Annotated in this window: 24 protein-coding genes, 2 tRNA genes and 1 pseudogene; 19 read left to right on the top strand and 8 right to left on the bottom strand. The window is 54.8% G+C overall.

Translation table 11 applies throughout. The features are described 5' to 3' along the window. Positions 1-117 precede the first annotated feature (117 nt). Positions 118-3570 carry a transcription-repair coupling factor gene (gene mfd, locus SYN7336_RS21985; protein ID WP_017328105.1) on the top strand — a complete coding sequence of 1151 codons (3453 nt, stop codon included), beginning with the start codon at positions 118-120 and terminating at the stop codon, positions 3568-3570. A 115-nt stretch (positions 3571-3685) separates the two neighbouring features. On the opposite strand, the gene SYN7336_RS21980 is transcribed toward mfd, so the two are convergent. Beyond that, positions 3686-4810 carry a Fic family protein gene (locus SYN7336_RS21980; RefSeq protein ID WP_017328104.1) on the bottom strand — a complete coding sequence of 375 codons (1125 nt, stop codon included), beginning with the start codon at positions 4808-4810 and terminating at the stop codon, positions 3686-3688. Between the two features lie 601 nt (positions 4811-5411). On the opposite strand from SYN7336_RS21980, the gene SYN7336_RS33145 reads away from it, so the two are divergent. The 5 genes and pseudogenes from SYN7336_RS33145 to SYN7336_RS21955 form a co-directional block, all read left to right on the top strand. Continuing rightward, complete coding sequence (locus SYN7336_RS33145) at positions 5412-5573, top strand: YHYH domain-containing protein (protein ID WP_369791866.1); 162 nt, start codon at positions 5412-5414, stop codon at positions 5571-5573. A 58-nt stretch (positions 5574-5631) separates the two neighbouring features. Then, a complete protein-coding gene (locus SYN7336_RS27260) occupies positions 5632-6252 on the top strand; it encodes a hypothetical protein (RefSeq protein WP_038026184.1) in 621 nt (206 codons plus the stop codon). A 50-nt stretch (positions 6253-6302) separates the two neighbouring features. Beyond that, positions 6303-6602 carry a hypothetical protein gene (locus tag SYN7336_RS21970; protein WP_156820280.1) on the top strand — a complete coding sequence of 100 codons (300 nt, stop codon included), beginning with the start codon at positions 6303-6305 and terminating at the stop codon, positions 6600-6602. A gap of 200 nt (positions 6603-6802) precedes the next feature. Next, entirely contained in the window at positions 6803-7189 is a 387-nt protein-coding gene (locus tag SYN7336_RS21960) for a hypothetical protein (RefSeq protein WP_017328100.1), read from the top strand. A gap of 26 nt (positions 7190-7215) precedes the next feature. Further along, positions 7216-7983, top strand: a pseudogene (locus tag SYN7336_RS21955) (TRCF domain-containing protein); the annotation flags it as partial. A 643-nt stretch (positions 7984-8626) separates the two neighbouring features. On the opposite strand, the gene pyrC reads toward SYN7336_RS21955, so the two are convergent. Beyond that, the gene (gene pyrC, locus SYN7336_RS21945) at positions 8627-9655 is read right to left on the bottom strand and encodes a dihydroorotase (protein WP_017328097.1); all 1029 of its coding nucleotides are present in this window, start codon (positions 9653-9655) and stop codon (positions 8627-8629) included. Positions 9656-10012: 357 nt separating this feature from the next. On the opposite strand from pyrC, the gene SYN7336_RS21940 reads away from it, so the two are divergent. Beyond that, entirely contained in the window at positions 10013-10237 is a 225-nt protein-coding gene (locus SYN7336_RS21940) for a hypothetical protein (protein ID WP_017328096.1), read from the top strand. Between the two features lie 196 nt (positions 10238-10433). Here SYN7336_RS21940 and SYN7336_RS31340 read toward each other — a convergent pair whose 3' ends face one another. Further along, positions 10434-10607 carry a hypothetical protein gene (locus SYN7336_RS31340; protein WP_156820279.1) on the bottom strand — a complete coding sequence of 58 codons (174 nt, stop codon included), beginning with the start codon at positions 10605-10607 and terminating at the stop codon, positions 10434-10436. 36 nt (positions 10608-10643) lie between these two features. Between SYN7336_RS31340 and SYN7336_RS21935 the strand changes: the two genes are divergently transcribed. From SYN7336_RS21935 to SYN7336_RS21905, 6 genes are all read left to right on the top strand, one after another. Continuing rightward, entirely contained in the window at positions 10644-11765 is a 1122-nt protein-coding gene (locus tag SYN7336_RS21935) for a site-2 protease family protein (protein WP_017328095.1), read from the top strand. 196 nt (positions 11766-11961) lie between these two features. Continuing rightward, positions 11962-13134 carry an MFS transporter gene (locus SYN7336_RS21930; protein ID WP_017328094.1) on the top strand — a complete coding sequence of 391 codons (1173 nt, stop codon included), beginning with the start codon at positions 11962-11964 and terminating at the stop codon, positions 13132-13134. Positions 13135-13858: 724 nt separating this feature from the next. After that, positions 13859-14656 (top strand): HAD-IIB family hydrolase, encoded by a 798-nt coding sequence (locus tag SYN7336_RS21920; protein WP_017328093.1) that lies wholly within the window; start codon positions 13859-13861, stop codon positions 14654-14656. 240 nt (positions 14657-14896) lie between these two features. Further along, a complete protein-coding gene (locus SYN7336_RS28410; RefSeq protein ID WP_017328092.1) occupies positions 14897-15412 on the top strand; it encodes a hypothetical protein in 516 nt (171 codons plus the stop codon). A 113-nt stretch (positions 15413-15525) separates the two neighbouring features. After that, positions 15526-16995, top strand: coding sequence for a TldD/PmbA family protein (locus SYN7336_RS21910; RefSeq protein ID WP_017328091.1), 1470 nt, complete (start codon positions 15526-15528; stop codon positions 16993-16995). Positions 16996-17112: 117 nt separating this feature from the next. Further along, positions 17113-17184 (top strand) — tRNA-Gly (locus SYN7336_RS21905). A gap of 62 nt (positions 17185-17246) precedes the next feature. On the opposite strand, the gene SYN7336_RS21900 is transcribed toward SYN7336_RS21905, so the two are convergent. Together SYN7336_RS21900 and SYN7336_RS21895 are read right to left on the bottom strand one after the other, a co-directional pair. Next, on the bottom strand, positions 17247-18044 hold the full coding sequence (locus tag SYN7336_RS21900) for an EI24 domain-containing protein (RefSeq protein WP_017328090.1): 798 nt from the start codon (positions 18042-18044) through the stop codon (positions 17247-17249). 516 nt (positions 18045-18560) lie between these two features. Further along, on the bottom strand, positions 18561-19403 hold the full coding sequence (locus SYN7336_RS21895) for an alpha/beta fold hydrolase (protein ID WP_017328089.1): 843 nt from the start codon (positions 19401-19403) through the stop codon (positions 18561-18563). Between the two features lie 184 nt (positions 19404-19587). Here SYN7336_RS21895 and SYN7336_RS28405 point away from each other — a divergent pair, with 184 nt between their 5' ends. Beyond that, the gene (locus SYN7336_RS28405; RefSeq protein ID WP_017328088.1) at positions 19588-20190 is read left to right on the top strand and encodes a hypothetical protein; all 603 of its coding nucleotides are present in this window, start codon (positions 19588-19590) and stop codon (positions 20188-20190) included. Between the two features lie 116 nt (positions 20191-20306). Beyond that, positions 20307-21254 (top strand): hypothetical protein, encoded by a 948-nt coding sequence (locus SYN7336_RS27245; RefSeq protein ID WP_017328087.1) that lies wholly within the window; start codon positions 20307-20309, stop codon positions 21252-21254. A gap of 41 nt (positions 21255-21295) precedes the next feature. On the opposite strand, the gene SYN7336_RS21880 is transcribed toward SYN7336_RS27245, so the two are convergent. Next, on the bottom strand, positions 21296-22162 hold the full coding sequence (locus SYN7336_RS21880; RefSeq protein ID WP_017328086.1) for a 6-carboxytetrahydropterin synthase: 867 nt from the start codon (positions 22160-22162) through the stop codon (positions 21296-21298). A 343-nt stretch (positions 22163-22505) separates the two neighbouring features. On the opposite strand from SYN7336_RS21880, the gene SYN7336_RS21875 reads away from it, so the two are divergent. Then, positions 22506-22832: a PII-interacting protein PipX family protein gene (locus SYN7336_RS21875; RefSeq protein WP_017328085.1), complete on the top strand. Its 327-nt coding sequence runs from the start codon at positions 22506-22508 to the stop codon at positions 22830-22832. Positions 22833-22843: 11 nt separating this feature from the next. Here SYN7336_RS21875 and moaA read toward each other — a convergent pair whose 3' ends face one another. Further along, positions 22844-23821 carry a GTP 3',8-cyclase MoaA gene (gene moaA, locus SYN7336_RS21870; RefSeq protein ID WP_017328084.1) on the bottom strand — a complete coding sequence of 326 codons (978 nt, stop codon included), beginning with the start codon at positions 23819-23821 and terminating at the stop codon, positions 22844-22846. Between the two features lie 226 nt (positions 23822-24047). Next, a tRNA-Leu gene (locus tag SYN7336_RS21860) sits at positions 24048-24128 on the bottom strand. 127 nt (positions 24129-24255) lie between these two features. On the opposite strand from SYN7336_RS21860, the gene lpxC reads away from it, so the two are divergent. The 3 genes from lpxC to lpxA all read left to right on the top strand — a co-directional run bounded on the left by lpxC (position 24256) and on the right by lpxA (position 26722). Then, entirely contained in the window at positions 24256-25149 is an 894-nt protein-coding gene (gene lpxC / locus SYN7336_RS21855; protein ID WP_051039945.1) for a UDP-3-O-acyl-N-acetylglucosamine deacetylase, read from the top strand. Between the two features lie 190 nt (positions 25150-25339). Then, the gene (fabZ, locus tag SYN7336_RS21850) at positions 25340-25819 is read left to right on the top strand and encodes a 3-hydroxyacyl-ACP dehydratase FabZ (RefSeq protein WP_051039944.1); all 480 of its coding nucleotides are present in this window, start codon (positions 25340-25342) and stop codon (positions 25817-25819) included. Positions 25820-25879: 60 nt separating this feature from the next. Next, positions 25880-26722, top strand: a complete 843-nt coding sequence (gene lpxA / locus SYN7336_RS21845) for an acyl-ACP--UDP-N-acetylglucosamine O-acyltransferase (RefSeq protein WP_038026181.1) — start codon at positions 25880-25882, stop codon at positions 26720-26722. Position 26723: the final 1 nt, after the last annotated feature.

The raw sequence follows: 26723 nt of genomic DNA, 5'->3' as shown, positions 1-26723 counted from the left end.
ATCGCGATGAGCCGCTCAGCAACTGATACTTTTGCCCAGCTAGCCCCCAGACTTGATGCTTCACTAAGCTCGCAATCGAGACCACAATGGATCGATAGACCCCACGACTCATCGCCCATGTCCTTCCTACCCATCGTGCGCGCAATGGGGCAAATGCCCCTTGCCGACGACCTGCAATCTAAACTCGCCACCCACGGCACCCTCCCCCTCAGCGGTCTAGCCCGCATCCCTAAAGGACTGGTGGCTTCCGCCCTCGCACAGAAGGGCGATCGCCCCCTGCTGGTCATCACCGCCACCCTCGAAGAAGCCGGTCGCTGGTCCACCCAACTGGAAGCAATGGGCTGGTCTACCGTCCACTTCTACCCCACCACCGAAACCTCCCCCTACGAACCCTTCGATCCCGAAGACGAACTGGTCTGGGGCCAACTGCAAGCCCTGACCGACCTCGCCGCCCACCCCGATCGGCTGGCGATCGTCGCCACCGAACGCGCCCTCCAACCCCACCTGCCCCCACCCGATGTCTTCCGCAACTTCTGCTTTCGGCTGCAACCGGGAGATACCTTAACTGTGAAAGAACTGAGCGATCGCCTCAGCCGCCTCGGCTACGAGCGCGTCTCCTTAGTAGAACGAGAAGGCCAATGGAGCCGTCGGGGGGACATCATCGACATCTATCCCGTCTCCGCCGAATGGCCCGTGCGCTTGGAGCTGTTTGGCGACGAACTGGAAAAAATTCGCGAATTCGATCCGGCCACACAGCGATCGCAAGACAGCATTCCCACCATCACCTTCACCCCCACCAGCTACAGCGCCGCCATCCTGCCAGCCCTGAGGGAATGCGCCGACCTCCACCCAGACATTCAGACCATCCTAGAGGGGGAAGAATCACCGCAGGGACTGAGACGCTTTTTGGGACTAGCATTCGATCGGCCTGCCAGTCTGGCGGATTATTTGCCGGAAAATGCGGTGGTGGCGATCGACGAACTGGATCAATGTCGCGCCCACAGCCAGCAGTGGGTCGAGCACATCGACGAACAGTGGGACTCTATTCAAGCTGCACAACCCTATCTCTCTCGGCTGCATCGCGACTTCGACGCCTGCGCCAAAACCCTAGACAAATTCCAGCAGATCCACCTCTCCGAACTGGTCACAGAAGACTCCGGCCTAGATCTAGCCAGCCGATCGCTACCCTCCATCCCCCATCAATTCGGTCAACTGGCCAAAACCTTGCGGGATGAAATGAAGCGCCACCAGCGGGTGTGGATTGTGTCCGCCCAGCCCTCTCGCTCGGCTGCCCTGCTGCAAGAACACGACTGTCCCGCACAATATGTGCCCAATCCGAATGACGTTCCGGCGATCGATAAATTGGGAGCCGATCTCACCCCCGTCGCCCTCAAATATTCCGGCCTAGCTGAAGTACAAGGCTTCATCCTGCCCACCTTCCGCACCCTGCTGGTGACCGATCGCGAATTTTTCGGCCAACATTCCCTCTCCACCCCCAGCTACGTTCGCAAACGCCGCCATGCCGTCTCCAAACAGGTAGACCCCGATCGACTCAAGCCGGGGGACTTTGTCGTACATAAAAACCACGGCATCGGGCGGTTCCTCAAGTTGGAGAGCATGACCCTCAATCAGGAAACCCGCGAATATTTAGCCATTCAATATGCAGACGGGACGCTGCGGGTGGCAGCCGATCGCCTCAACACGCTGTCGCGCTTCCGCACCACTGGCAGCAAGCAGCCCGTCCTGCACAAAATGCAGGGGAAAACTTGGGAGAAAACCAAGGGTAAAGTTCGCAAAGCCATTCAAAAAGTGGCCTGCGATTTGCTGGAACTCTACGCCAAACGGGCGGAACAACGGGGATTTCCCTATCCAGGCGATTCCCCCTGGCAGCAGGAGATGGAAGACTCTTTTCCCTATCAACCCACCCCCGATCAGCTCAAGGCAACCCAGGATGTGAAACAGGACATGGAGAGCGATCGCCCGATGGATCGTCTCGTCTGCGGCGATGTCGGCTTCGGCAAAACAGAGGTGGCGCTGCGGGCCATCTTCAAAGCAGTCACCTCCGGCAAACAAGCCGCCCTGCTCGCCCCCACCACCATCCTGGCTCAACAGCACTACCACACCCTGCGGGAACGCTTTGCCCCTTACCCGATCGAAGTGGGACTGCTCAACCGCTTTCGCACTGCCGGCGAACGCAAGGATATTCAACAGCGGCTGGCAACCGGCGAACTGGATATTGTGGTGGGTACCCATCAACTGTTGGGAAAATCCGTCAAGTTCAAAGATTTGGGTTTATTGGTGGTGGACGAGGAACAGCGCTTTGGGGTGAACCAAAAGGAGAAAATCAAAGCCCTCAAAACCCAAGTGGATGTGCTTACTCTGTCGGCAACGCCGATTCCGCGCACCCTCTACATGTCTCTGTCTGGCGTGCGAGAAATGAGCCTAATTACCACGCCGCCCCCTTCCCGCCGTCCGATTAAAACCCACTTATCCCCCTACGATGCCGAGAAGGTTCACGCAGCGATTCGGCAAGAGTTGGACCGAGGCGGACAGATCTTCTATGTGGTCAATCGCGTGGAGGGGATCGAAGAAATTGCAGCCCGATTGCGCTTGATGATCCCCAGTCTGCGTATTGCGATCGCCCACGGCCAAATGGCGGAAGGGGAACTGGAAGCCACCATGATCGCCTTCAACAACGGCGAGGCGGACCTGCTTGTCTGTACCACCATCATCGAGTCCGGTCTGGATATCCCGAGGGTGAATACGATTCTGGTGGAGAATGCCGAATTCTTTGGTCTGGCGCAGCTCTATCAATTGAGAGGTCGGGTGGGTCGGGCTGGCATCCAAGCCCATGCCTGGTTGTTTTATCGCCAGCAAAGCAAGTTGACCGACGATGCCCGCAAGCGCCTGCGGGCCATTCAGGAGTTCACGCAATTGGGGTCTGGCTATCAACTGGCCATGCGAGATATGGAAATTCGCGGTGTGGGCAATCTGCTCGGTGCCCAGCAATCCGGCCAGATGAATGCGATCGGTTTCGACTTATATATGGACATGCTGAACGAGGCGATCGCCAAAATTCGCGGTCAAGAAATTCCCACTGTGGATGACACGCAGGTGGATCTCAATCTGACTGCCATGATTCCCACCCGCTATATTGCCGATGCCGATCTGAAGATGTCGGCCTATCGCGAGGTGGCCGCTGCCAACTCGCGGGCGGAACTCAAAGGCATTGCGGCAGACTGGGGCGATCGCTTCGGTCCCCTACCCAAACCCGTGCAGGAACTGCTGCGGGTGATGGAACTCAAATACGTGGCTAAATCTCTCGGCTTCGCGCGCATTAAACCGGTGGAAGCTCATGTCATTCTAGAAACCGCGATGGAGGAACCCGCTTGGGAAAGGCTCAAAGAGGTTTTACCGAACCACCTCCAAGCACGATTTGTCTATCAACCGGGTAAAGTCGCCGTCCGTGGCTTGGGGTCGCAGCCTGCAAACCAGCAGCTCGAATTCTTAATTCAGTGGCTGGATAAGATGTCAGCGGCGATCGGGGAGACGGTCTCGACTGTCAATTAAATACGGAATCTTATTTTCTGCTTTAAGTCTGGCAATCCAGCCGCCACAGAATCCGTTAGAGCTAGCTTTTGTCAAAGAGGAACTTCAGACTAGAGTTTGAATCAGGTCCCAGAATCTATTGAATCGATATCAGCTCTTCTGCTGTTGCAAGCCGATAAGTTGTGCTGCGCCCCTTTCCGGCATTCCGAACGAAAATACCTCGTTCGAGAAAGTCGCGGATGTCCCGTAAGGCAGTGTCTTGCGAACACTTGGCAATCTTGGCGTACTTTGATGTACTCATAAAACCTTTGAAGCCATCGAGCATCCGATTCAGTATTAGACGTTGTCGCAGATTGACGGGACGCAGATTGACGTATGACCAAACCTGCGTTTTGTAGAGAACCCTTGCCAGCGTCTCTTCAGTACTGTCAATCGCTCGCCCAAGACAGCCCAAAAACCAATCGAGCCACGCAGTAACATCGAGCGTTCCGCGCTGTTGTCGCTCGAGCCACTTATAGTAGGTTGTTCGTTCAGCTTCAATTTGTGCTGACAGACTGTAGAAGCGATCTGATGTGCCATCTGCTCTAGCCAAGGCCATATCGACGATCGCTCGTGCAATCCGGCCATTTCCATCCTCAAAGGGATGGATAGTCACAAACCACAGATGTGCCAGACCTACTTTCAGTACAGGATCGATAGCCGTTCTGCTCTCAAACCAAGCCAGGAAAGCGGAAATCTCTTTGGGGATGCGCGTTGCCATCGGCGCTTCAAAATGTATTTGCTCTTGACCAATCGGACCAGAGACAATCTGCATAGGTCCAGCAGTTTCTGGTCGCCAAGCTCCTACTGTAATTCGGTGCATACCACTGCGTCCGGTTGGAAATAGGGCGGCATGCCAGTCAAACAAGCGTTCCTCTGTCAGGGGATTGGAGTGGAGCTGGGTTGCATCGAGCATTACTTCTACAATCCCTTCCACATCTCGGTTCGAGGGGACTAGCCCCCCGATATCTAACCCAAGTCTTCTTGCAATCGAAGAGCGCACTTCTTCCGAATTGAGGGCTTCACCCTCGATGGCAGATGACTTCACTACGTCATTAGTCAAGGTACTGAGGCTTGCTTCTCGCCGCAAGTCGAATCCAAGATTTTCCATGCGCCCAAGCAAGCGTCCTTGCTGATAGCGAATGTCGGCCAGCTTGGCGGATAGAAGGGAATCATCCCAGGTAAACTCAGGCCATTCCTTTAGCTCATGTATCCAAGTCATAATCACCGCTTCTAATGCGGCGATTATAGCGAATCAGAGTGGCAACGGCGAGTAATTCACCGCAAAAGTTACGGTGAATAAAGACCGCAATCACCGCATCGAATGAGGCAAGCGGTTCGACTTGAACAAGATACTCCCTTTCCGCTCTAAGACTGCCTACCCAAAACTGGTTGAAAGTCTTACTGTGATTAGATCGATACTAGATAGTCTTCCGCCGGGATGGGAGTAGCTGTCTGTTAAACCTTATTCCATATCGAGTTGCTGCCCTTATCCCCCTACAGTCCTGATTTCATGCCAGTGGAACATCTGTGAAAATGGCTGCGGGAGGATGTCACCTATCATGCTTATTATCCCAAAAATCCGAGTTGATTGAGCAAGTCCAGTGCTTCGAGCAGCGCATCAATGCCGATCCCCTTGTCCTTGCCGACCGTCTTTGGGTCACTACACACCTCAACCCCAAGGTCGAAAAACTACGGGTCTCTGCTTAGACGGGGTTTGATAGATGGCTTTAAGATATGCGATCGCCCCTATGTCGCGGTGCGCAATAGTTTATTCTTTACAGTAAGGCTTCTTCTGACGTAATTATCAAATCTCTGTCTAGGTGATAATAGTGAGAACTCCAATAAAGAAGCTGTACCCGATCGCGGGCATTACTTTGAGCATTGCCATTTTGATAGCGCCAGTAGCCCTTGCTCATTCCGGCGGAACTAATAGCGATGGCTGCCACAGGCGGCGGAGCAATAATACCTATCACTGTCACTAGCTATTGAGCAATAACTATGTTGATGAGAATGATTGGAACGGGCCTTCTGCTTGCCGGAATGTCTGCCGCTGCTGTACCTGTCAATGCTGAACCAGATCTTGACACTCTTTGCACTAGCTTTCCTCACAACAGCCGTTGCGAAGGCTACGAGCCAACCTTTGAGGAGGATGGTCGTGAAGTAACTGCTGATGGTTATCGCATTGTCAATGAAGGAGACTGGAGGACCGCCTTTAGCAGTGGTAGGTCGATTCCGTGGAGCGAACCAGTGATGGTTCGAGATGATTTCGACGGCGATTATTTAGCAGTGCTCGATCGCAACTATGACGGAAGCTTGACGTGGGGGAACAAGGATGCTGGAGTGATTTCCAACTGGAGCCGCAACTATATAAGAGTCGTCGCTTACACCCGAGAGAGACAGTGCGGTTTTTGGTCTTGCAACACCAACGAAACAGTCCAAGAAACCAGTCGTCTGCGTGTGAAGGTTGGGGATACCGTCTACAACTTGGAGGGGGTAAACGGGAACTTTCCTGTCAGTGAAGAGTTAGCTGCAGCATTACGCAATGCGCCTCCAGGTGAGGCCAAGATCCGGATCTCCATTGAAGGCTCTGGTGCATCAATTGATAACGACATTGGCCTCGATACCGTGGAAGCTTGGCGAGTGGTCTATGCAGCGGAGTAACTGCTATCTGCTCTCGAATCGCAAAGGTTGTTTAGGTGGAGGCGAGACTGGTGATCCAATTAATTGGTTTGGCTATTGCGGTACCTTCATTGGCTGGAATGCTAGCCCTAGCTTGGGCGATGGACCTAGAGATCGAGCCAGAAATGAGCAAGTCAAAGCGTAGGAACTGGGCTAAGACGGTTCAGCTTGCCTCTTATGTTGGAATCACGATCGAGCTAGCCCTAGCACTGATGTTGCTTTTTTACCCGGTAATTATAGATTCGCAGGCAAGTCAAGCATTAGATCGAGTACGCGCAAGAGAGCAATTGCAGGAAAGCGAGTTTTGGCAAGAGTTCGACTGGGGAGAGTGAAGGTTAAAGAATGGCGCTCTAGACAGACCAGATTAAGCCCCCTCGCTACTGACCATGACTGTATCCCGCAACCTGCTTCTCGCGATCCTTCTAACCATCTCCACCAGCGCGATCGCGGCAGCCAGCTCAGAGAACATCGCCCAACCCACCGATCGGGAAGCCTCCATCAGCTAAGCTCGAAAAAACTGAGTACGCCCAACATGACCCCCGAGATCAGAGAAGAACTGGACAGGCTGGAAAGAATCGCCTCCCTCAATCTCCAGACCAGCACCAATAATCTCGAAGCGATCGCCCGACAGGACAGGCAAATCGCTCGACAGAGTGAGCAAATTTCTCAGCAGAGTGAGCAAATCGCTCGGCAGGGTGAGCAAATTTCTCAGCAGAGTGAGCAAATCGCTCGGCAGGGTGAGCAAATTTCTCAGCAGAGTGAGCAAATCGGCCAACTAAGGGAAGCACAACAGCGCACAGACAGGCAAATCGACAGATTACTTGAGGCGCAAGAGCGATCTCAAACGCAAATTGACATACTGGCGGAATCAATGGGCCAGCTCAAGCGGGCCGTGGATTACCTGCTGAGCAAGGATTGAGTGGTGCGATCGCCCTTACCAACTTCAAGCTCTATCAATTGAGAGGCCGGATGGGTCGAGCTGGCATCCAAGCCCATGCCTGGTTGTTTTATCGCCAGCAAAGCAAGTTGACCGACGATGCCCGCAAGCGCCTGCGGGCCATTCAGGAGTTCACGCAATTGGGGTCTGGCTATCAACTGGCCATGCGAGATATGGAAATTTGCGGTGTGGGCAATCTGCTCGGTGCCCAGCAATCCGGCCAGATGAATGCGATCGGTTTCGACTTATATATGGACATGCTGAACGAGGCGATCGCCAAAATTCGCGGTCAAGAAATTCCCACTGTGGATGACACGCAGGTGGATCTCAATCTGACTGCCATGATTCCCACACGCTATATTGCCGATGCAGATCTGAAGATGTCGGCCTATCGCGAGGTGGCCGCTGCCAACTCGCGGGCGGAACTCAAAGGCATTGCGGCAGACTGGGGCGATCGCTTCGGTCCCCTACCCAAACCCGTGCAGGAACTGCTGCGGGTGATGGAACTCAAATACGTGGCTAAATCTCTCGGCTTCGCGCGCATTAAACCGGTGGAAGCTCATGTCATTCTAGAAACCGCGATGGAGGAACCCGCTTGGGAAAGGCTCAAAGAGGTTTTACCGAACCACCTCCAAGCACGATTTGTCTATCAACCGGGTAAAGTCGCCGTCCGTGGCTTGGGGTCGCAGCCTGCAAACCAGCAGCTCGAATTCTTAATTCAGTGGCTGGATAAGATGTTAGCGGCGATCGGGGAGACGGTCTTGACTGTCAATTAAATACGGAATCTTATTTTCTGCTTGAAGTCTGGCAATCCAGCCGCCACAGAATCCGTTAGAACTAGCGCGATTCTCCAGTTCGCCTTCCTCGTCTCCAAACCCCAGCTAGCACTGTCGTCAAGTCCCCGGCTCGACTGAGTTTGCCGAACGTCCAGAATGGGAGATTTAGGGGGTGAATGCAGTGCTTAGCAGCGTTAGTGAGAGGGACTAAAAGGTACTTTATTAGGACTATCCTTCTTCTGTCATATTGGGATAAGCTCGATAAATTGATAGATAACTTTTTTAGGATTGAGCTACTTGAAAAAAGAATGCTACTCGCCTGTAATAGCTGTTCTGTAAGGATTTGAGGATTTCATCTCTGCATTTGCCGTCAGTTTGACGATCGGATTTAAAGTTGTGGAAAGCTTTTACCCTTGAATATAGAGCTCTCTTATGAATAAGAATAAACCCTCTAGTCTTTGCCCCGTATACATCTGGAGCTTATATTTATATTTTCTCCATACCATCTGTATAGCGGATATTGGCTCCATCATGACTGACTTGACAGAAGAGGGATAGACCAAAAAATTTCGAAAATAGTACCGTTGCCAAAACGGGTCCAATGATAAATAAAGGCGAATTTCATGCCAAGCAACTGCAAATGTTACGCCATTTGCCACGTCATCTCCTGACCTGCCCGTAAGGGCACAAGCCCGGATTCAGTAAATGGCACTTCATCGGGAATACGCCAGGTTGTTTTGGCCAAGGTGATTTGTTCGGTATTGCGCGGGAGTTGATAAAAATCTGGACCATAGAAGCTGGCGAAAGCTTCAAGTTTATCCAGTGCATCAGCATGCTCAAAAACCTCTGCGTACAACTCCATCGCGTGCAGAGCCGAATAGCAACCCGCGCAGCCACAGGAATTTTCTTTGCTGTCGCGGGAATGGGGGGCACTATCGGTGCCAAGAAAAAACTTAGGATTGCCAGATATTGCTGCCTGCAGAAGTGCCTGGCGATGCTCCTCACGTTTCAAAATGGGCAGGCAATAAAAGTGGGGGCGAATGCCACCTTTGAATAGGCTGTTGCGGTTAAACAATAGATGTTGTGGCGTGATCGTTGCAGCAATGTTGTGGGCAGCAAGGACAAACTGCACAGCATCAGAGGTGGTAATGTGCTCGAGCACCACGCGTAGGTTGGGAAATCGCTGCTTGAGGGGAAGCAACTGTTTCTCGATAAAGACTTTCTCGCGATCGAACATATCAACATCTCGATCGGCCACTTCCCCGTGCAGCAATAAGGGCATGTCTACTTGCTCCATCGCTTTAAAGACGGGATCGCACTTGCGAATGTCCGTCACACCGAAGTCTGAATTAGTCGTTGCACCGGCTGGGTAGTACTTGACCGCTTTGACAAACTGGGATGCCTTGGCCGCGATAATGTCTGCAGGACTTGTGTTGTCAGTGAGGTAGAGCGTCATCAATGGCTCAAACTGTTTGCCAGCCGGAATTGCTGCGATGATGCGATCGCGATAGGCTGCAGCATCAACTACTGAGCGCACTGGGGGCTTCAAATTCGGCATGACGATGGCGCGGGCAAACTGACGCACTGTGTGTGGTAAAACCGCTTTCAGCGCTGCGCCGTCGCGTAGATGCAGATGCCAGTCGTCGGGTCGGGTTATGGTGAGCTTTTGCATCCTCCAATCATAAAACAGCTAGCAATGTGGCGAGGACGCGAGGAATTTAGGTGTTTTCAGGTTTTTAGGCTTGGTTCAAAACCTGGTAATTTTGGGTAACACTTTAAGGACGGGGCAGATCGAACAAAAGCTTACCTGGTGGCGGTTGGAGGTTTTGATAATTAACCGAAAGTGTTACCCAGCGTTGAACCATGCCGCAAATCATAGGGGGTAGGTTCATGAGCATTTGTAACCTTGACCCTACGACAGTCGATGCAACACATCGACATTTTTTTGCCGGTTCGTTAGTTAAAACTCCAGGAACGAGGCGATCGCCAAAATTCGCGGTCAAGAAATTCCCACTGTGGACGACACGCAGTGGAGGCTCACGTCATTCTAGAAACCGCGATGGAAGAACCCGCTTGGGAAAGGCTCAAAGAGGTTTTACCGAATCACCTCCAAGCGCGATTTGTGTTTCAACCGGGGAAGGTCACGGTGCGGGGCTTGGGGTCGCAGCCTGCCGGTCAGCAGCTCGAATTCTTGATTCAGTGGCTGGATAAGATGTCAGCGGCGATCGGGGAGACGGTCTCGACCGTCAACTAAACTCGGTGGGCGATCGCTCTCTGGCTGCTGCTTCCCTCTCCCAATATTAAGGCTGACGCCACGCTGAATTCGCGCTACCCGAGAGCGAGATGGCTATCTACCCATCTGCGTTTATTAGCAGTCTTTGGAAGAAATATGACAGGATGTTTACAATCTGTTACATTTATATATAGCGGCTCAATCGACCGATGCGAATCTATCGCTCCCGATCGCCGCCTGCCATACGGTGCCACTGACCGACCAGCACGAGTACTCTCTCGAAACCTACTCTTGAGCTCGACATCTTCAGTACTTTTGCCAATGTCCCCCAATCGAGTGATTCAGCCAGTGGTTTGCCGTTGACATTCAATCCGAGAGAAGAGCGTTCCATACCTTATCTCTCACTAACGCGACCTAAGGTGGTCTGATGAATAACAATATTCGCCTGGGAAACCTATTTGGCATCCCGTTTTACGTTAACCCCTCCTGGTTTTTGGTGCTGGGGTTAGTGACTTGGAGTTATGGTAGCGGCTTAGCTGCCTTCCCCAGTCTGAATGGTCTTTTACCCTGGCTGTTGGGTTTACTGACAGCATTGCTGCTGTTTGCTTCAGTCTTGGCTCACGAGCTGGGCCACAGCGCTGTGGCTCTGCAACAGGGCATTGGGGTGAAGTCCATTACCCTGTTCCTATTCGGTGGCTTGGCGAATTTAGAAAAAGAGTCCGATACCCCTCTGGGGGCCTTTAATGTGGCGATCGCCGGACCGCTGGTGAGCTTGCTGCTGTTTATCCTACTCTCGGTCATTTTGGCGATCGCGCCTCTCGCGGGTCCGGCCGCTGCGATCGTCGGCTTGCTAGCCAGTATTAACCTGGCTTTAGCCGCATTCAATCTGATTCCTGGCTTGCCCTTGGATGGCGGTAACGTGCTTAAAGCAGCCGTCTGGAAGCTGACGGGCAATCCCTATCGCGGCATTCGATTTGCCAGCCGCGTAGGTCAGCTGATCGGTTGGACTGCCGTGATTTTCGGCTTACTCTCCGTGCTGGGGCTGAGTTCGGTGGGCAGTGTGTGGACCCTACTGATTGGTTGGTTCCTGTTGCAGAATGCCAGCCAGTCCGCGCAGTCGGCCACGCTGCAAGAGCAGTTGTCTGGGTTTACGGCGGCAGATGCAGTGGTGGCTGACAGCCCGACGATCTCGGCTGAGGCGACGTTACGCGAGTTGGCTGACGAGCTGGTTTTGACGGGCAATCGCTGGCGTCGGTTCGTGGCGACAGATGCAATGGGTCGATTAGTCGGGACGATTTCTGTCAGCGAGCTCAAAGCTCTGCCCAGTAGCGACTGGCCCTACACGCAGGTGAAAGAGATCGTGCAGCCAATTGACCGAGCGGCAATCGTGCCCTCCGAGCAGCCTTTGCTCGACGTGGTACAGCGCTTGGAACAGCAACAGCGATCGGAACTGTTAGTGGAATCTAGCGACGGCATTTTACTGGGACTGTTGGAAAAAACATCGATCCAGCAGCTCTTATCTCGACAAACTCAAGTCCATCCTGCTTGATGGCTTTGAACTGGAGTTGAACGCAACCCTCGACTCGGGCAATTTGAATCGAGAGTTCTCAGGGCTTAGATCCATTGAGGGAGATCGCGAGGTCTCCCTTTTCTGTTCGGCAGCCCGCAGGTGAAGACACCTCCGCCAGGGCGACGCCTCGGTACAATGCCAAGTGCGATCGAAAACGTCCTAACTGGGGATCTAGATGCCGAGAAATCGCAAAACCTTCGAGCAACAATCCCTCAAACTCCCCGTTGTCTTGGCGGCAGGATCCCTCACAACGATGGCAGGGGGCGTGGTGGCACCGGTTATACCAGACGTCGTGCAGCAATTGGCCATCGATCCAGTCCTGGCAGGCAATCTCGTCAGTATGCATTGCCTGACAATCGCGGTCCTCAGTCCGCCATTGGGGATCTTGGCAGATAAAATCGGGCCGCTGAACGTCTTGCTCCCCGCTCTCGTCTTCTATGCCCTATTTGGAGCGGCGGGAGCTTTGATGCCGAGTTTTTGGCCGTTATTGGCGACGCGAGCTCTGCTTGGGGTCGCCAGCGGCGGGATTGCGGCAGGTAGCTTGGGGTTACTGGGGTCGATCTACGAGGGGGAAGCGCGATCGAAGGCGATCGCCTATGCAGCCAGTATCTTAACCATCACAGGAATTGTCTTTCCGCTATTGGGAGGCTGGGTCGGTTCGTTCAACTGGCAGTTTGCCTTCTATCTTTACGGGCTGGCGCTACCGTTAGCCCTCTTAGCCCTCTATACGTTCGAGCGAAAAGTCCCCCCCCATGCAATCAAAGCGGGCTCGAACGAAGGACTGCGCGGGGTATTGGGCCGTGCCGAGATTCAGAAACTCTTACTCACCCTCAGCCTTGCCTCCGTGGCGATGTATGCAGTGGTGATCTACGCGCCCCTCTATCTCCGAGAGACGTTGGCGATCGGCACGACGTTGAATGGGGTGGCTCTGGCCTCGCGAGCCGTCGGAGCCGCCTTAGTCTCTGCCTTTGGGGCCAAGCGTTTGGCTAAAAAGTGGGGAAAAGCCCGAGCAACTGCCTTAGGGTTCGGTCTGATGGCAGTGACGCTGTGGACTATCCCTATCCTGAGCTTATATCGCTGGATTTTATTGGCAGCAGTATTGTTTGGGGCTGGATTCGGTTTGGTGCTTCCCAATCTGTATGACACCTTGGCCAATCTGGCGCCGGATAAACTGCGTTCGAGTGTGTTGGCAGCAGGAACGGGGGCGGGCTTTTTAGGCCAATTTCTATCCCCTATTCTGCTCGGGCCAGTTCTGGCTGTGGGCGGCTTGGAATGGACCTTCTATGCAGCGGGTGGTGTGGCGATCGCTGCCGGATTCTTATTGTTCGTTCCCGCCACATCCACTTGATTGCTGCACTCTCGCGATCCTCAGTCAGCTTGCACGTACACTTTCTGCGAGGGAGTCAAGCAATTGACAAGCCCCGATCTAGACCTACGTCAGTTCGACAGGTATCTGGTCCCCATCCCTTAACCCCTTCCCCCCTCGCGAAGCGTGGCGTCAGCCGTAAGTTTAGGGGAAGGGGAACAGAACGGTAGATTGCGGGTTTGAGGCTGCTTCTCCCCTCTCCCAAGTTTGATGCTGCTGGCGAAATTCATATTCCGAAACATTGGCCATTTGTCTAGATGCCTGTGGCCCCCTTCCCCTAACCCCTACCCCCAACTTTGGGGGCAGGGGAACAAGGCCCCGTAAGGATTTTCGGCTGTTTCTCCCCTCTCCCAAACTTGGGAGAGGGGCCGGGGGTGAGGGCCATGCAGAGGACTTGCACCATGCCAATATTTCTAAATGTTAAATTGGCCAGCAGTATCAAGTTTGGGAGAGGGGCTGGGGGTGAGGGCCATACAGAGCCATCGAACTCAGGTAGACTTGTCATATTTTGTCGGGGTTAGCTACTTTTTCACGGCAAGCGCAAAATCGATGTGCTGAAGGCAGCGAGATCTATTAATTTGTATTCCAGGGAGTCAAATTGATCTTGCAATTGTGCTAGCGAGCGATCGCCTTTGTTTGGACGATCGGGACAATTCTAGAGCAAAAATGTATTATTTTGAACAAGTGTAGGGATGGGGAATTTACTGTGCCCAATCAGTCAGATGCATCGGTTCAATTGTTACCTTTATCGCAGGCAGAGACGTCGTGGCGGAGATCGATTCGCTTATTGGCGACCGATATGGACGGTACCCTCACCCAGGCAGGGCGCTTGGACTCATCTTTAATCAATGCCTTAGAAATTCTAGTGTCTAGGGGAATTCAAGTGCTGTTGGTCACCGGTCGGTCGGCGGGTTGGGTGAGTGGGTTAAAAACTTACCTTCCCCTGGCTGGGGCGATCGCTGAAAATGGCGGAATTTACTATCACGGCGGTCAGGAGGATACCGGTCGCTTACTGACGCCGATCGCCAATCGAGCTGCCCATCGAGACAAACTTCGGGCCATTTTCCGACTACTGCAACAGGAGTTTCCCTATTTAGTGGAATCGTCCGATAACGCTTTCCGGTTGACCGATTGGACATTCGAGAATCGCCACATCAAACCTCAAGAGCTCGATCGAATGCGGGTTTTGTGCCATCGGGAGGGATGGGGGTTTACCTATAGCTCGATTCAATGTCATATCAAGCCACTAGCGCAGGAAAAAGGGGCAGCTGTGCTGCAAGTGGCGAAGGAGTTATACGGCGAGCTGTCTGCCGAGCAAATCGTGACGGTGGGAGATAGTCCCAATGACGAAAGCTTATTCTGCTCGAATGCGTTTCCCCATTCAGTGGGTGTAGCCAATATTTTGCACTATACGGGCGCGATGGCGTGCTATCCCGCCTACGTGACTGCTGCTGCTGAAGGGGCAGGATTTTGCGAGTTGTCAGATTGGCTGTTGGAGTATTGAAGGCTGGGGCGGGCAGGCGGTGCGCTCGTCTCGATCTCGATGAGACTGTTTTGCCGTCGATGGAGAATTCCCCCCAACTGGCGATCGAGGTAGGCGCTTGCAGCTTGCACAGTGGGATTGCAGGGATAGGCAAGGCGGTTCGATGATGACCTACCTGTAGCTGCTGACTGAGCTTCTGGCTGCTGTTCGAACCTTCTTCGAGGAGTGGTACAACAAAGTCAACTGCGCTGAGAGATTCCGTTGGCTGATGCATCTCCTCCCCAAACCGTCGATCGCCACCTCGATCGCATTCAACTTTTGTTTGAAGGAGGTCTCTACCGACAAACCCTCGACGCGATCGCCACCGCCCTCGAACAGCACCCTTATGCCGAACCCCTCTGGCTGTGGCAGGCGATCGCCACCGACGCCATTGGCAACACAGAAGCGGCGATCGAAACCGTCCTTCCCTTAACCAACAGTCAGGACGCCGAAATTCGCAAACAAGCCAACTATCTGGCGAGCATCTGGAGCGCCCCCAGGCTAGAACGACCCCAAAACTGGAACGCTAGAGTCGAAAATCTCGACCGACTGGGCGATCGGCAAGAATTCGTCCGCGGTAAAGCAGCATCTGCTCCGACAACCCCCTCGCCATCGTTCACCGAGCCCCCGCGCCCTTCCGCTAACGACCCCAAACCCTTCCCCTTTTGGCGCACCTTAATATTCATAGGCGCAGCAACCCTCGCCACCACAATCTTATTCGCAGCTCTAAACTCTTAGCAGCATCGCGGCCAAGCCCAATTCCTGAAAGTTGAGATTTGTTAGACTGAGCCTTACAGAGCAACAAAGCTCCCCAATCCCTCAATCGCACCACCGACCGAAGGAAAGCCTCCATGTCGCCAACCCTGCTGCAAACTCGAGAACTGCCCCAACTGCAATATCGCTTTACTCCCCAATCCTTCGATAGCACTTGGGCCGCTCCCCTCTCCACTCTGCTCGGTCTCGGACGAGCTGCAGGTGCAGCCTTCGTCGAATTCTTCTTAGAACGCACCAACTACATTAGCTGCCTAGCTGAAGAGGAACGCATCACCAGCATTTCCCCTAGCCTCTCCACAGGGGCGGGCGTGCGCGTTTTTAAAGGTCGAGCTGATTGCTATGTCAGCACCAACGATCTTTCCTTCAACGGCCTCAAAGCTGCCCTCGAAAAAGCCCTCTCCATCATGGGTCTCGACATCCCCAGCCCCAACGCCTTCGTTCCCGAAGTCAATCTAGAGCCGCTGCGGGACTACGCTGTTGCTAAAGGGAAAGAGGCTTGGCTGCCCGCCTGCAGTTCCATGCAGGAAATGGGAGATATTCTGCTGTGCGGCACCGACGAATTGCAAAAACAAGCAAAACACACCCAATCCCGTCGAGCCGTTTACTTTCGCGATTGGCAAGAAGTCATGGTGGCCGCCAGTGACGGCACCTTTGCCCGCGATATCCGCCTGACCCAATCGGTGGGCTACAGCCTCTTGTGTGCCGACGGCGAACACCGTTCCTCCATCGGTCGCCGCGACGGCAACACGAGCGATCCCAGCTTCCTGCGCAGTTGGGATTATGCGTCTGCCGCTGCAGATGTTGCTGAATCGGCGGGCCATATGCTCTATGCCGACTACGTCGAATCGGGCACTTACCCGATCGTGATGGCCAATCAATTTGGTGGCGTCATCTTCCACGAAGCCTGCGGCCACCTGCTGGAGACCACCCAAATCGAACGGGAAACTACGCCGTTTGCCGACAAGAAGGGCGAGAAAATTGCCCACGAAAGTCTGACAGCCTGGGATGAAGGCATCTCTGCCGAAGCCTTCGGCACTGTCGATATGGACGACGAGGGGATGCCCGTACAGCGGACGTTGCTGATCGAAAACGGCATTCTCAAAAACTTCATTAGCGATCGCGCGGGCGAAATGCGCACCGGTCACCCCCGTACCGGTAGCGGTCGCCGTCAGGGCTATACCTACGCAGCCGCCAGCCGCATGCGCAACACTTATATCGGTGCGGGCGAGCATTCCGTCGAAGATCTGTTTGCCTCAATTGATCGAGGCATCTACTGCAAGAAGATGGGGGGTGGCAGTGTGGGGGCAACTGGAGAGTTTAACTTCGGCGTCGACGAAGCTTATACCATCGAGAATGGCAAGTTGGGCAAGCCCCTCAAGGGAGCTGTGCTGATTGGCGATGCCAGCGACATCATGAATAAAATTTCGATGTGTGCCAATGATGTCGATCTGGCGGCTGGGTTCTGCGGTTCCGTCAGCGGCAGTATTTACGTCACTGTCGGCCAGCCCCATATTAAGGTTGACAGCATTACGGTTGGGGGCCGCTAGGCGCGAGTTTGGTTTGGAGGGCGATCGCTGATGGGCTCCGTTCGAGATCTGGCGATCGCCTGTTAAATATTGCAAGGTTCGGGCGTAGTGCAGTTTGATAAGATGGGAGCCAGCCGCGCGGGTGTAGTTCAGTGGTAGAACGTCAGCTTCCCAAGCTGAATGTCGTGAGTTCGAGTCTCATCACCCGCTTACAGACAAACCATTTATTGCAGCGGTCTGCTGGGCTCTTTAGGAACTATTCAGCCACCAAGTCAATATTTTTTCTGCCCGGATACTGGTTGTTCTGAGGGCGATCGATCGCCCTCTGTGGCAGCGATCGCCAAGAGCGTGCCTCCAGTGGTAGCCACTGGCAAAATCGCGAGATTCAAGACTGGAATCGAAAACACGAGAAAGCTCGCGAGCCCGAAACCCGCTAGTAAGGCAATATTTTGGCCGACAAAGCGCAGTTTTCGCGCCAACAGATATCCTCGCAACCCCAAGGCGGGGTCCACCATATCTAATGCGGTCAGAAAAATAGCGATCGCCACCGACAGTACTGTCCCAATTCCCGGTGCAGCCACACCGATCGCAATTAAGGCCACCAAGACCGACATTTGAAACCCAATCAGCTCGAACAATCCCCTGACGGTGGCCCACAACCCCAGCCCTTCATCAGTCACTGTCCCCCGCACCAGCCGTTCGGTGTGCATCGCAATGGCATCTCGAAAGGGACCGGCCACAATCCCGACCAGGGGCAGAAATAAGAGGTAAGCCACGAGCAGAAGGGCGATCGCCACCACCGAGCTACCCACCACTTCTGCGAAAGCAGTCAGCCATTGGGGCAGAGCCGCTAGCCATCGATCCAGCCAGGACCCCACCAAAGTGACGCCGAACCACAAGAGTGCTGCAAAGCTTCCACCAGTCAGAGCAATGGGGACTAAGCCGAGCAACTGCAGGCGGGGCGATCGCACAAACAGGCACAATCCAGCCCAGCCAAATCTGAGGCCCGTGCAAAATTGGTAGATAGGGCCGCGCTCGGGCTGGTAGTTGGCTAGCGCGGGAATAGACACTGGCTGGGACCGCGCGGGATGAGAACTTGGCATACCAGTAACAATCATACTGAACGACTGGCAGAGAGCGGGTCCAAATGGGTGGAGCCTTCCCTTCCTCCTACAATGCAGCAAACGGCATGCCCCAAAAAAAGCCCAGGTGGGTTAGACCTGGGCAAAAGCGACATTCATGTTCCAGCTTCTATTTGACCAGGAGACTGTGAAGGATTTGTGGAGTCTTTCACTTCCTTGGCAATGGGTCCGATCGCGCCAAAAAAAGCCCAGGTGGGTTAGACCTGGACGAGAGCGACATTCATGTTCCAGCTTCTATTTGACCAGGAGACTGTGAAGGATTTGTGGAGTCTTTCACTTCCTTGGCAATGGGTCCGATCGCGCCAAAATAAAGTCCAGGCGGGTTAGACCTGGACGAGAGCGACATTCATTTCTAGATTCCATTGGACCAGGAGATTGTGAAAGATTTGTGAGTGGGTGAAATTCTCCTCGGGCCGATGCTCCCGTGTGGACTCGATCCGAGCTCTATCCGAGCAGCTCCTGCTGCAGTTGCAGCCATTTCCCAATATCCTCCTGCACCTGCAGCGGAATTTCCCACGGAAATAGATGGGCGGTGTTGGGATAGGCAATCCACTGCGATCGCCCCAAAGCTCTAGCCGTTTCTGCACTCGCCTCGCAGGTAATGTGGCGATCTTCCGACCCTGCCAGGACTAATGCAGGCATCTGTAATGGAGGCAGGCGATCGAGGCAACTGTAGCGATTTTGCAGAGCGCGGGAAAGGGCGCGATGGGCGTGGCGAGAGGTTTGTAAATAGGCGGGAACGGCAGCGCGAGCTAAATAGCGATAGGCCGTGGGGGTATGTCGTTGGATGAGATAGCGAAATAGCGATCGCTTCCCCGCCGTTTCGACAATCCACTTTTGCCCCGGAAACACCCAATTCAGCAATCCGGCGATCGCCGTCCAAACGTTATCTGCCATCGAGATGGGCGGGTGGTTGCTGCGGGGGCGGGCCGCAGTCGCGACGAGCACGAGCCCCCGAATGCGATCGGGATAGCGAATCGCCAGTTCCAGCGCCAAAATGCCCCCCAACGACCACCCCAGGATGAGGCATTGCTGGATGTTGAGGCGATCGAGTAGAGCGATCGAATCGTCTAGATGGGTTTCCAGCTCGTAGCTGTCTTTCACCTGACTGCGACCGTAGCCGCGTAGGTCGGGGGCGATCGCCCACCTTTGCGAGGCCAAAAAATCCCCAAACACTTCCATCGCCGCACCATTGCCGGGATGGCCGTGCAGCATCAGGACTGGTAGGGAGTCCCCGTCGGGACTCCCCCACTGGCGATAGTGCAGTTGGATGGGGATTGCGGGCATTGGCACTCCTGCCTTCGAGCAGCCGAAGCTCTTGTGAAACAAGGGTTATCAGCATCCGAGCGCGGGCATCGGAGGGATGCGATCGCGATCGCAGTGAAAGGGAGATAGCGATCGCGGTGGGGCTCGGTAAAGATTCGTACCTTAGACTCATCAGCTTAAACCCCTCACCTGAAAGGAGTCTGTGATGAAATCTATCAAACTATTCGGTTCTGTCTTAACTGCTTTTGCCCTAGTCTCCACCTCCCCTGCAGCCTTTGCAGGCGACTGGAGCGACGCGATCGCCGAAGATCCCCATTCCTTCTGCAGCGATGTCGGCTTGGGCCACAACATCGACAGCAGCAGCGGTTATTACGCCGACAGCAACGAAGGTTCTCGCGCTCAAAACAACATCTTTGAATCTCACACTAACGTCAGCGGCGCTAACGCTTCCGCATCCTCCTCCTATCGCCACACTGAAGGCGGCGGCGGTGGCGGCGTCAGCTTCTTGGGCATCGGCGTCAGCGGTAGTGGCCGCAGCGAAAGAACTACTCGTACCTCTAACGAGCGGGAAAATAACTGGGATAACACCTACGACCGCTTTAGCGACACTAGCACCACCACGACTTGGGCTAACGGTCGGGAATTTGGCTTCGAGCAAACTTCTGCTGAGTTGGTGAGCGGCAGCAATTGCGATGCCGTCGTCTTGGGGGCCGCCCAAATCGAAACCACTCGCATGCAAACCGAAGCGATGGTGGAAATCAGCACGCAAAACAACACCAACAATCTACTGCACGACCTACTGAACTAGTCCGGCTCAGTGGGGGGGAGAGCCTACTGCCGCGAGCCGGTCCTTTTCGAGCTCTCTCCCCCACTCTCCAATTCTCGCCCTCTTTCACCCCGCCATCCTTACCCCTGGAGTCCCCCATGTTGCGTTCCAGCCTATGCCGCCTCGCCCTTGCCCTTTCCTTAGTTGGCGCATCCGCACTGCCCGTTCTAGCGCAGCCGTTTGAAACCAGCATTCGTCAAAATCGAACTTCCCCAGCGGCGATCGCTGCTGACGCTGCCTTACTGCCTGCCTCCACTGCCGTGCTGGTCACACTGCCCGAAGTGATTGTGGACGTGGGCCAAGGGGACGCCTACCCCCTCACAGTCCCCTCGATGCAACCCCTCTACAACCGTTACGGCCAAGAGCTAGTGCCCGCCAACTCTGCCGTCAGCATTCGCATCCAACCGGAGGATGGCGGAGCCTATATTGTGGCGGAACATATTATCGTCAATGGCCGAGTGGTTCCCCTGCAAGCCCGCAGTTCTTTCCTCCCCGGTCAAACCATTACTCGTGCTGCCGCCGACCAAATGGCCCATCGCAACCGTACCGTCTTTGGCAACCTCGGCGTGGCTGTTGCCGGAGCTAGCGGTACCAATCTCTCCACCGTCCAACGGTCTGGTTTCTTAGGCTCGGCTTTCGGCACAGTGGTGGGCTTGAGCAGTCCCGACAAGCTGCGCCTGGTTCGCATTCAACCGGGCTCCGTCCAAACACTCACCTTACAAGTGACCACCAGCATTCCCGCTGCGGCCTCAGCCCTGGCTCCCCAGACGTCGGCAACCTCTGTGCCCACATCCCCAACTCCCCGATTTGAATTCCGCAATAGCTTGGAATATAACGATCTGCTGGATGCGCTGCTGCGCGCCCATGTCGCTGGCGAGGTGGCATACGGCAAAGCTCGAGAACTGATTGCGGCGGCTGACGAATATGCCGTCTCTCAATTGGGGCTGTATCCCTTAGCTGGAATCCGGGCTCGCGTGACCGAGACGTTTGGATATGTCTACCGGATCGACAGCGATCGCCTCGCCCGCGCCATCGTCAGTCGCTAGACGCGATCGAAGTACCGCAGTGTGGCAATCCAGTCGCAACACTAAACTGGCACTGCTTCGGCAAGCTGCTTCTCAGAGGTGGCGATCGCCGGAGCAGCGCCATAGACCTCAGCACTATTATTGGGGCTTTCCTGCAGCAGAACCTTATGCAACTCGACCCCTAGCTTGCGGATGGGGGCAGAGAGTAGGTGGCGAATGTGGAGAGCAATATTTTCGGCTGTGGGAACCACCTCGGCGAAATAGGGAATGTCTTTATTGAGGAAGGTATGGTCGAAGGGCTTGACGACATGGGTTTCGATGGCATTCTGCAGGGCGACGAGATCCACAACCATGCCAGTGCGAGGATCCATGTCCCCGACCACCGTAACTTCTAGAAAGTAATTGTGGCCGTGACCGTGGGGGCGGGCGCAGAGACCGTAAATGTCAGTATTTTCTTCGAGCGACAGTTCGGGACGCGCCAGTCGGTGGGCGGCACTAAAGTGAGTCTTGATGGTGAGATAGGATTCCATTCCATTGCCTCGATACTCTGCCCACAATTCGGGATCTTCATTGACTCGCACGCTCGTCAGGGGGAGGGCATCAGCTAACCGCCTCCAAATGGATCGGGCCAGACATTCCGTTGTCGGCAAGGTTTGCTCGAACTCCGGCCATACTTGATTGAGATAAGAAAAATTGAGGGGTTCGATGACTCGCGATCGCAAGATCTGTTTCACATCCGAGAGGTTGAGCACCATGCCGTACTCATCCACCTCCCCCTTCATGCCCACATGGAGTTCGTAGTTGTGGCCGTGGCCGGGAAAGTTCGCAGCTAAACCAAATCGAGCGCGGTTGTCTGCCTCCGACAACTCCGGCAGCCAATAGCGATGACTGGCGGCAAATTGAGCGCGGCGATAGATAACGCAATCCATAAATTAAGCGTTCCAGACTGGATACAAAGATTTGTAAACCTGCTTCAGTGTAGGCCACTCTTGCAATCCCGAGCAACCGCGATCGCGGCAGTGGATGCGAACAACTGCTCGGATACATAATTAAGAAAGTATTAACATCGCTTGGCGTCAAATCGTGTCAGCCTGCTTTTCAGTTCGTCAGTCTCCTCTTCGAACCTTTGAATTTGCTTTACTGCAAGCCGGACTTGCGAGATTTCTCGCAGGTTGCTTAGATCCGTTTTTACGAGCGGGAGAGAAAAGTTGTGTTGTCAAGTAGTTTTTCTCTGGGTACCGTGACTCTAAGTTGTCAATCCTTTCCCCCTGGATGCTAGTTGTGCTGCAGTTCCTCGAAGCACTACGGCAAAGTTATTTTTATATGCACGAAACTTACATTCACCACCCCACATTTGGTTTGCTCTACAGTCTTTGCTCGATTGGAGAGACCCAAGGATTGTTTACGACTCTGTATGCTCAGCGTCTATTTTTCCGCGCCACAATCGATCCCAGCCCGCGCGAGCAGGCTATATTCGAGCCCATTAGCCGCTCTGAAGCGCGACAAATTATTGAGGAGACTCTGCGAGACTTGCGTCGTACAGGGGCAAATGAGAGATTCAGCACTTTGCAGCAGGTGTACCGGAGTACGTTTATGTAGAGTTTCCGAGTCTACCCCCCGATCTGAGACATCGTACGACTGTATCGATCGCGGGTGCCTCGATCGCGATCTTTAAAGTGAATCTCAGCTTTTTCGCTTAACAACTGGCGTACCCGTTCGCGCAGGCGATCGGGGGGGTACCCCTTTCTCAGGGAAGCTTTGAGATCGATCTGGCCGGACTCGTTCAGCAGGCAGGGGCGCAGCCAGCCATCGGCAGACAGGCGAATGCGATTGCAGTTGTCGCAGAAACAGTCAGACATTTGGCTGATGAAGCCGAGGGTACCTTTGGCCTGGGGAATGCGAAAGATGTCGGCGGGACCGCTCCCCCGGACGCTGGCGCTTTCCAAACCGTATTTGGCCCGGATGCGCTGGCGTAAATCGGCGGAATCGATCCAGCCTTTATCAGAGAAGAGAGTGCTGTTACCGATGGGCATGAATTCAATAAAGCGGACGTGCCAGGCGCGATCGATCGAGAGGGCGGCTAGCGCTTCTACTTCCCGATCGTTGACGCCCGGGATCACGACTACATTGAGCTTGAGGGGATCGAACCCCACATCGTAAGCCGCTTGAATGCCTGCCCAGACGTTGTGCCATAAGTCCCGACCGGTAATCTGGCGGAAGGTGTCGGCGTTGAGGGAGTCGAGGCTGATGTTGATGCGGCGCAGTCCGGCATCGTAGAGGGCGCGGGCTTTATCAGCCAAGATAAAGGCGTTGGTGGTCAGGGCTAAGTCGACGAGGCCGTCGAGACGGCTGAGGTCGCTGACAATTGCGATCGCATCTTGACGCAGCAGTGGTTCTCCCCCAGTCAATCGAAACCGATTGAACCCCAACGGCATAAACACATCCCGCACCAAGCTGACAATTTCTGCACGGGTGAGTAGGACATCCCTGTCCAGCCATGCCATTTCCTCATCGCCGGGCATGCAGTACTGACAGCGAAAATTACAGCGATCGATCAGGCTGATGCGTAGGTAGTTAACGTCTTTCATACCAAGACTCTGGGGGAGATCGCAGTGCTGTCAGCTTAAAGATGAACTATTTGAGCTTGGCTTTCATCCTAGCTGCAGCTTTTGCAGGGAGACAACTGCCAAGCTATTCTCGACAGCCGCAACAAATTGAATTGAGGCGATCGCCCGCACAGGTCAGTCTGAGAGCTGCGATCGCAAGACAGACAAATCCTCCAGTCTCCCCAGAAAGCCCTGCAGGAGATCGAGATGGGCAAGGAGAGATTCGAACTCTCACGGGTTTCCCCGCCGCATTTTGAGTGCGGTGCGTCTACCATTTCGCCACTCGCCCAGCGGCAACCTATATTACCCGATCGCCGTCCCAAAACCCAACTGCTTCGAGTCGAGATCGGAGCGGTGCAACCGAGGTTGGCAGTACAGTGAAACAAGCCACCGTCACAGACTCCCAACTTTCCCCCATGCCCACCTTTGCCCCCAACCCATCCTCCCTGTCAGCAGCGATCGCCAGCAACCGACAGCACACCCTAGCCCGCCCGGTGGCGGTCAGCGGCACCGGGCTTCACACAGGAGCTGCAGTGACCTGCCACCTCCAACCGGCTCCAGCCAAGACCGGACGAACCTTCGTACGGGTAGACCTAGAAGGACAGCCCGCCATTGCAGCCAGTCTCGCGAATGCTGTCCCGGCTCAACTGTCCACACTCTTACAACAGGGAGAGGCGCAGGTGCGCACCATCGAACACTTGATGGCGGCGTTGGCGGGGTGCAGTGTCGATAATTGTCGCATCGAACTGAACGGGCCGGAGGCACCGATTTTAGATGGGTCGGCGCTGCCTTGGATAGAGGCGATCGCCGAGGCGGGCATCGCCGCACAAGAGGCCGAACGGGTGCAGATCGCGATCGCGCAACCCCTGACAGTCTGGGAGGGAGATGCATTCGTGAGTGGGGTGCCCAGTCCTCAAACCCGCTATACCTACGGCATTGATTTTGCCAATTGCCCTATTGGCGAGCAGTGGTTGAGTTGGGTGGAGGGGCCGGAGCAGTTTCGGGAGGAGATCGCCCCCGCTCGTACGTTTGCCACCGAGGTCCAAGCCCGCCAAGCTCTGGAATTGGGCTTAATTAAAGGGGGCAGCCTAGAGAGCGCGATCGTCTGTAACGAGCGGGAATGGCTGACACCATTGCGATTTTCAGACGAGCCAGTGCGCCATAAACTGATAGATTTACTAGGAGATCTCAGCCTCGCGGGTGTGCGTTGGCAGGGACATTTTATTGCCTACAAAGCAAGCCACACCCTGCACGGTCGCTTTGCCCAACAGCTTCTGGCCGACGCGAGCAGATTGACCTCGCGCAGCTGATGGCTGAGACCGATCGCTAACGTCGGTATTCGTTTCGCCGCGCCAACCGCTCCAGACTGGACTCGATCTCGAATCTTTGCATCCGCTCGATCCCGATTGCTGGATGGGCGCTTGGACGACAGCCAAGCGAATTGCATTTCCCCATATCCGCTGCCGGTTCGAGTCCCCCATCCGAATTCAACCCTTTGCCGTGACTGCTGCTTTTTCTGCGCCCGAAACATCTTCCAAGCCCGCTGAGGTTGTGTATACAGCCGAGCAAATTCAGGAGATTTTGCCCCATCGCTATCCTTTCTTGCTCGTCGATCGCATCACCGAGTTCGTGCCGGGGCAGCGGGCAGTCGGCCTCAAAAACGTTTCTTTCAACGAACAGTTTTTCCAGGGCCACTTTCCCGGCCGTCCGATTATGCCGGGGGTGCTGATCGTCGAAGCGATGGCTCAGGTGGGGGGAATTATCCTGACCCAAATGCCCGGTGCAGAAGGACGACTGGCTTTGTTTGCCGGGATTGACGGCGTGCGCTTTCGCCGACCGGTGGTACCGGGCGATCGCCTGATCATGACCGTTGAAGTGCTGACCATTCGTCGCCAGCGGATTGGCAAAATGGCTGCTAGAGCAGAGGTGGATGGCAAGCTAGTAACAGAAGGGGAACTGATGTTCTCGCTGGTGGATTGATCCCCCCAGAGCCGAACTGTAGACCTGCAGGTACCGTGGAGTGGCACCGTTAAGCTAACTATGACATCTGTGTCTTCGTCCCAACGCATTCATGCCACTGCAACGGTTCACCCGCGAGCGGAGATTCACCCCACCGCCGAGGTGGGGCCGGGTTGTGCGATCGGCGAACACGTTCGCATTGGGGCAAGCACCAAGCTCTATCCCAATGTGGTGGTGGATGGCTGGACGGAGATTGGGGCAGAGAATCTGATTTATCCGGGGGTGGCGATCGGGCTGGAACCGCAGGATTTGAAATACCGGGGGGCTCCCAGTCGAGTGGAGATTGGCGATCGCAACTGCTTGCGGGAATGCGTGACGATCAATCGGGCCACTGAAGAGGGGGAGGTGACTCGCCTGGGGAACGATAATTTGCTCATGGCCTACACTCACGTGGCCCATAACTGCGACATTGGCGATCGCGTCATCATGGCCAATTCCGTCGCACTGGCCGGACACATTCGCATTGAGTCTCAAGCGCGCATTAGTGGTTTAGTAGGGGTGCATCAATTTACGCATATTGGCAAATTGGCGATGGTGGGGGGTATGGCTCGCATCGATCGCGACGTTCCCCCTTACATGATGGTGGAGGGCAATCCCGGTCGCATTCGCGGTCTGAACTTGGTGGGTCTCAAACGGGCGGGACTCCGATCTAGCGATCCCGAGTTTAAGCAATTAAAAGAAGCTTACCGGCTGCTGTATCGCAGCCGTCGCAAACTGGAGGATGTCTTGCAGGAGTTAGCCACCTGGCCGTCAGAGGGCGAGTATGTCGCCGAACTGCTGCGCTTCCTGAAAAGCTCGATCGGCGATCGCGATCGTCGCGGCCCGCTGCCCAGCCGCGATACCGACAAGAAGGGCGAAGCGTAGC

It is taken from the genome of Synechococcus sp. PCC 7336, from assembly GCF_000332275.1.
Lineage (GTDB): Bacteria > Cyanobacteriota > Cyanobacteriia > Thermostichales > PCC-7336 > PCC-7336.
Note: the sequence above shows the minus strand (reverse complement) of the source record. Positions and strands in the feature narration are given on the sequence as shown.

What these genes read in the sequence shown, in the direction of transcription:
- mfd (WP_017328105.1), top strand. Translation starts at nt 118, where the DNA reads ATGTCCTTCCTACCCATCGTGCGCGCAATGGGGCAAATGCCCCTTGCC.
- SYN7336_RS21980 (WP_017328104.1), bottom strand. Translation starts at nt 4,810, where the DNA reads ATGACTTGGATACATGAGCTAAAGGAATGGCCTGAGTTTACCTGGGAT.
- SYN7336_RS27260 (WP_038026184.1), top strand. Translation starts at nt 5,632, where the DNA reads ATGTCTGCCGCTGCTGTACCTGTCAATGCTGAACCAGATCTTGACACT.
- SYN7336_RS21960 (WP_017328100.1), top strand. Translation starts at nt 6,803, where the DNA reads ATGACCCCCGAGATCAGAGAAGAACTGGACAGGCTGGAAAGAATCGCC.
- pyrC (WP_017328097.1), bottom strand. Translation starts at nt 9,655, where the DNA reads ATGCAAAAGCTCACCATAACCCGACCCGACGACTGGCATCTGCATCTA.
- SYN7336_RS31340 (WP_156820279.1), bottom strand. Translation starts at nt 10,607, where the DNA reads ATGGAACGCTCTTCTCTCGGATTGAATGTCAACGGCAAACCACTGGCT.
- SYN7336_RS21935 (WP_017328095.1), top strand. Translation starts at nt 10,644, where the DNA reads ATGAATAACAATATTCGCCTGGGAAACCTATTTGGCATCCCGTTTTAC.
- SYN7336_RS21930 (WP_017328094.1), top strand. Translation starts at nt 11,962, where the DNA reads ATGCCGAGAAATCGCAAAACCTTCGAGCAACAATCCCTCAAACTCCCC.
- SYN7336_RS21910 (WP_017328091.1), top strand. Translation starts at nt 15,526, where the DNA reads ATGTCGCCAACCCTGCTGCAAACTCGAGAACTGCCCCAACTGCAATAT.
- SYN7336_RS21895 (WP_017328089.1), bottom strand. Translation starts at nt 19,403, where the DNA reads ATGCCCGCAATCCCCATCCAACTGCACTATCGCCAGTGGGGGAGTCCC.
- SYN7336_RS28405 (WP_017328088.1), top strand. Translation starts at nt 19,588, where the DNA reads ATGAAATCTATCAAACTATTCGGTTCTGTCTTAACTGCTTTTGCCCTA.
- SYN7336_RS27245 (WP_017328087.1), top strand. Translation starts at nt 20,307, where the DNA reads ATGTTGCGTTCCAGCCTATGCCGCCTCGCCCTTGCCCTTTCCTTAGTT.
- SYN7336_RS21880 (WP_017328086.1), bottom strand. Translation starts at nt 22,162, where the DNA reads ATGGATTGCGTTATCTATCGCCGCGCTCAATTTGCCGCCAGTCATCGC.
- SYN7336_RS21875 (WP_017328085.1), top strand. Translation starts at nt 22,506, where the DNA reads ATGCTAGTTGTGCTGCAGTTCCTCGAAGCACTACGGCAAAGTTATTTT.
- moaA (WP_017328084.1), bottom strand. Translation starts at nt 23,821, where the DNA reads ATGAAAGACGTTAACTACCTACGCATCAGCCTGATCGATCGCTGTAAT.
- lpxC (WP_051039945.1), top strand. Translation starts at nt 24,256, where the DNA reads ATGCCCACCTTTGCCCCCAACCCATCCTCCCTGTCAGCAGCGATCGCC.
- lpxA (WP_038026181.1), top strand. Translation starts at nt 25,880, where the DNA reads ATGACATCTGTGTCTTCGTCCCAACGCATTCATGCCACTGCAACGGTT.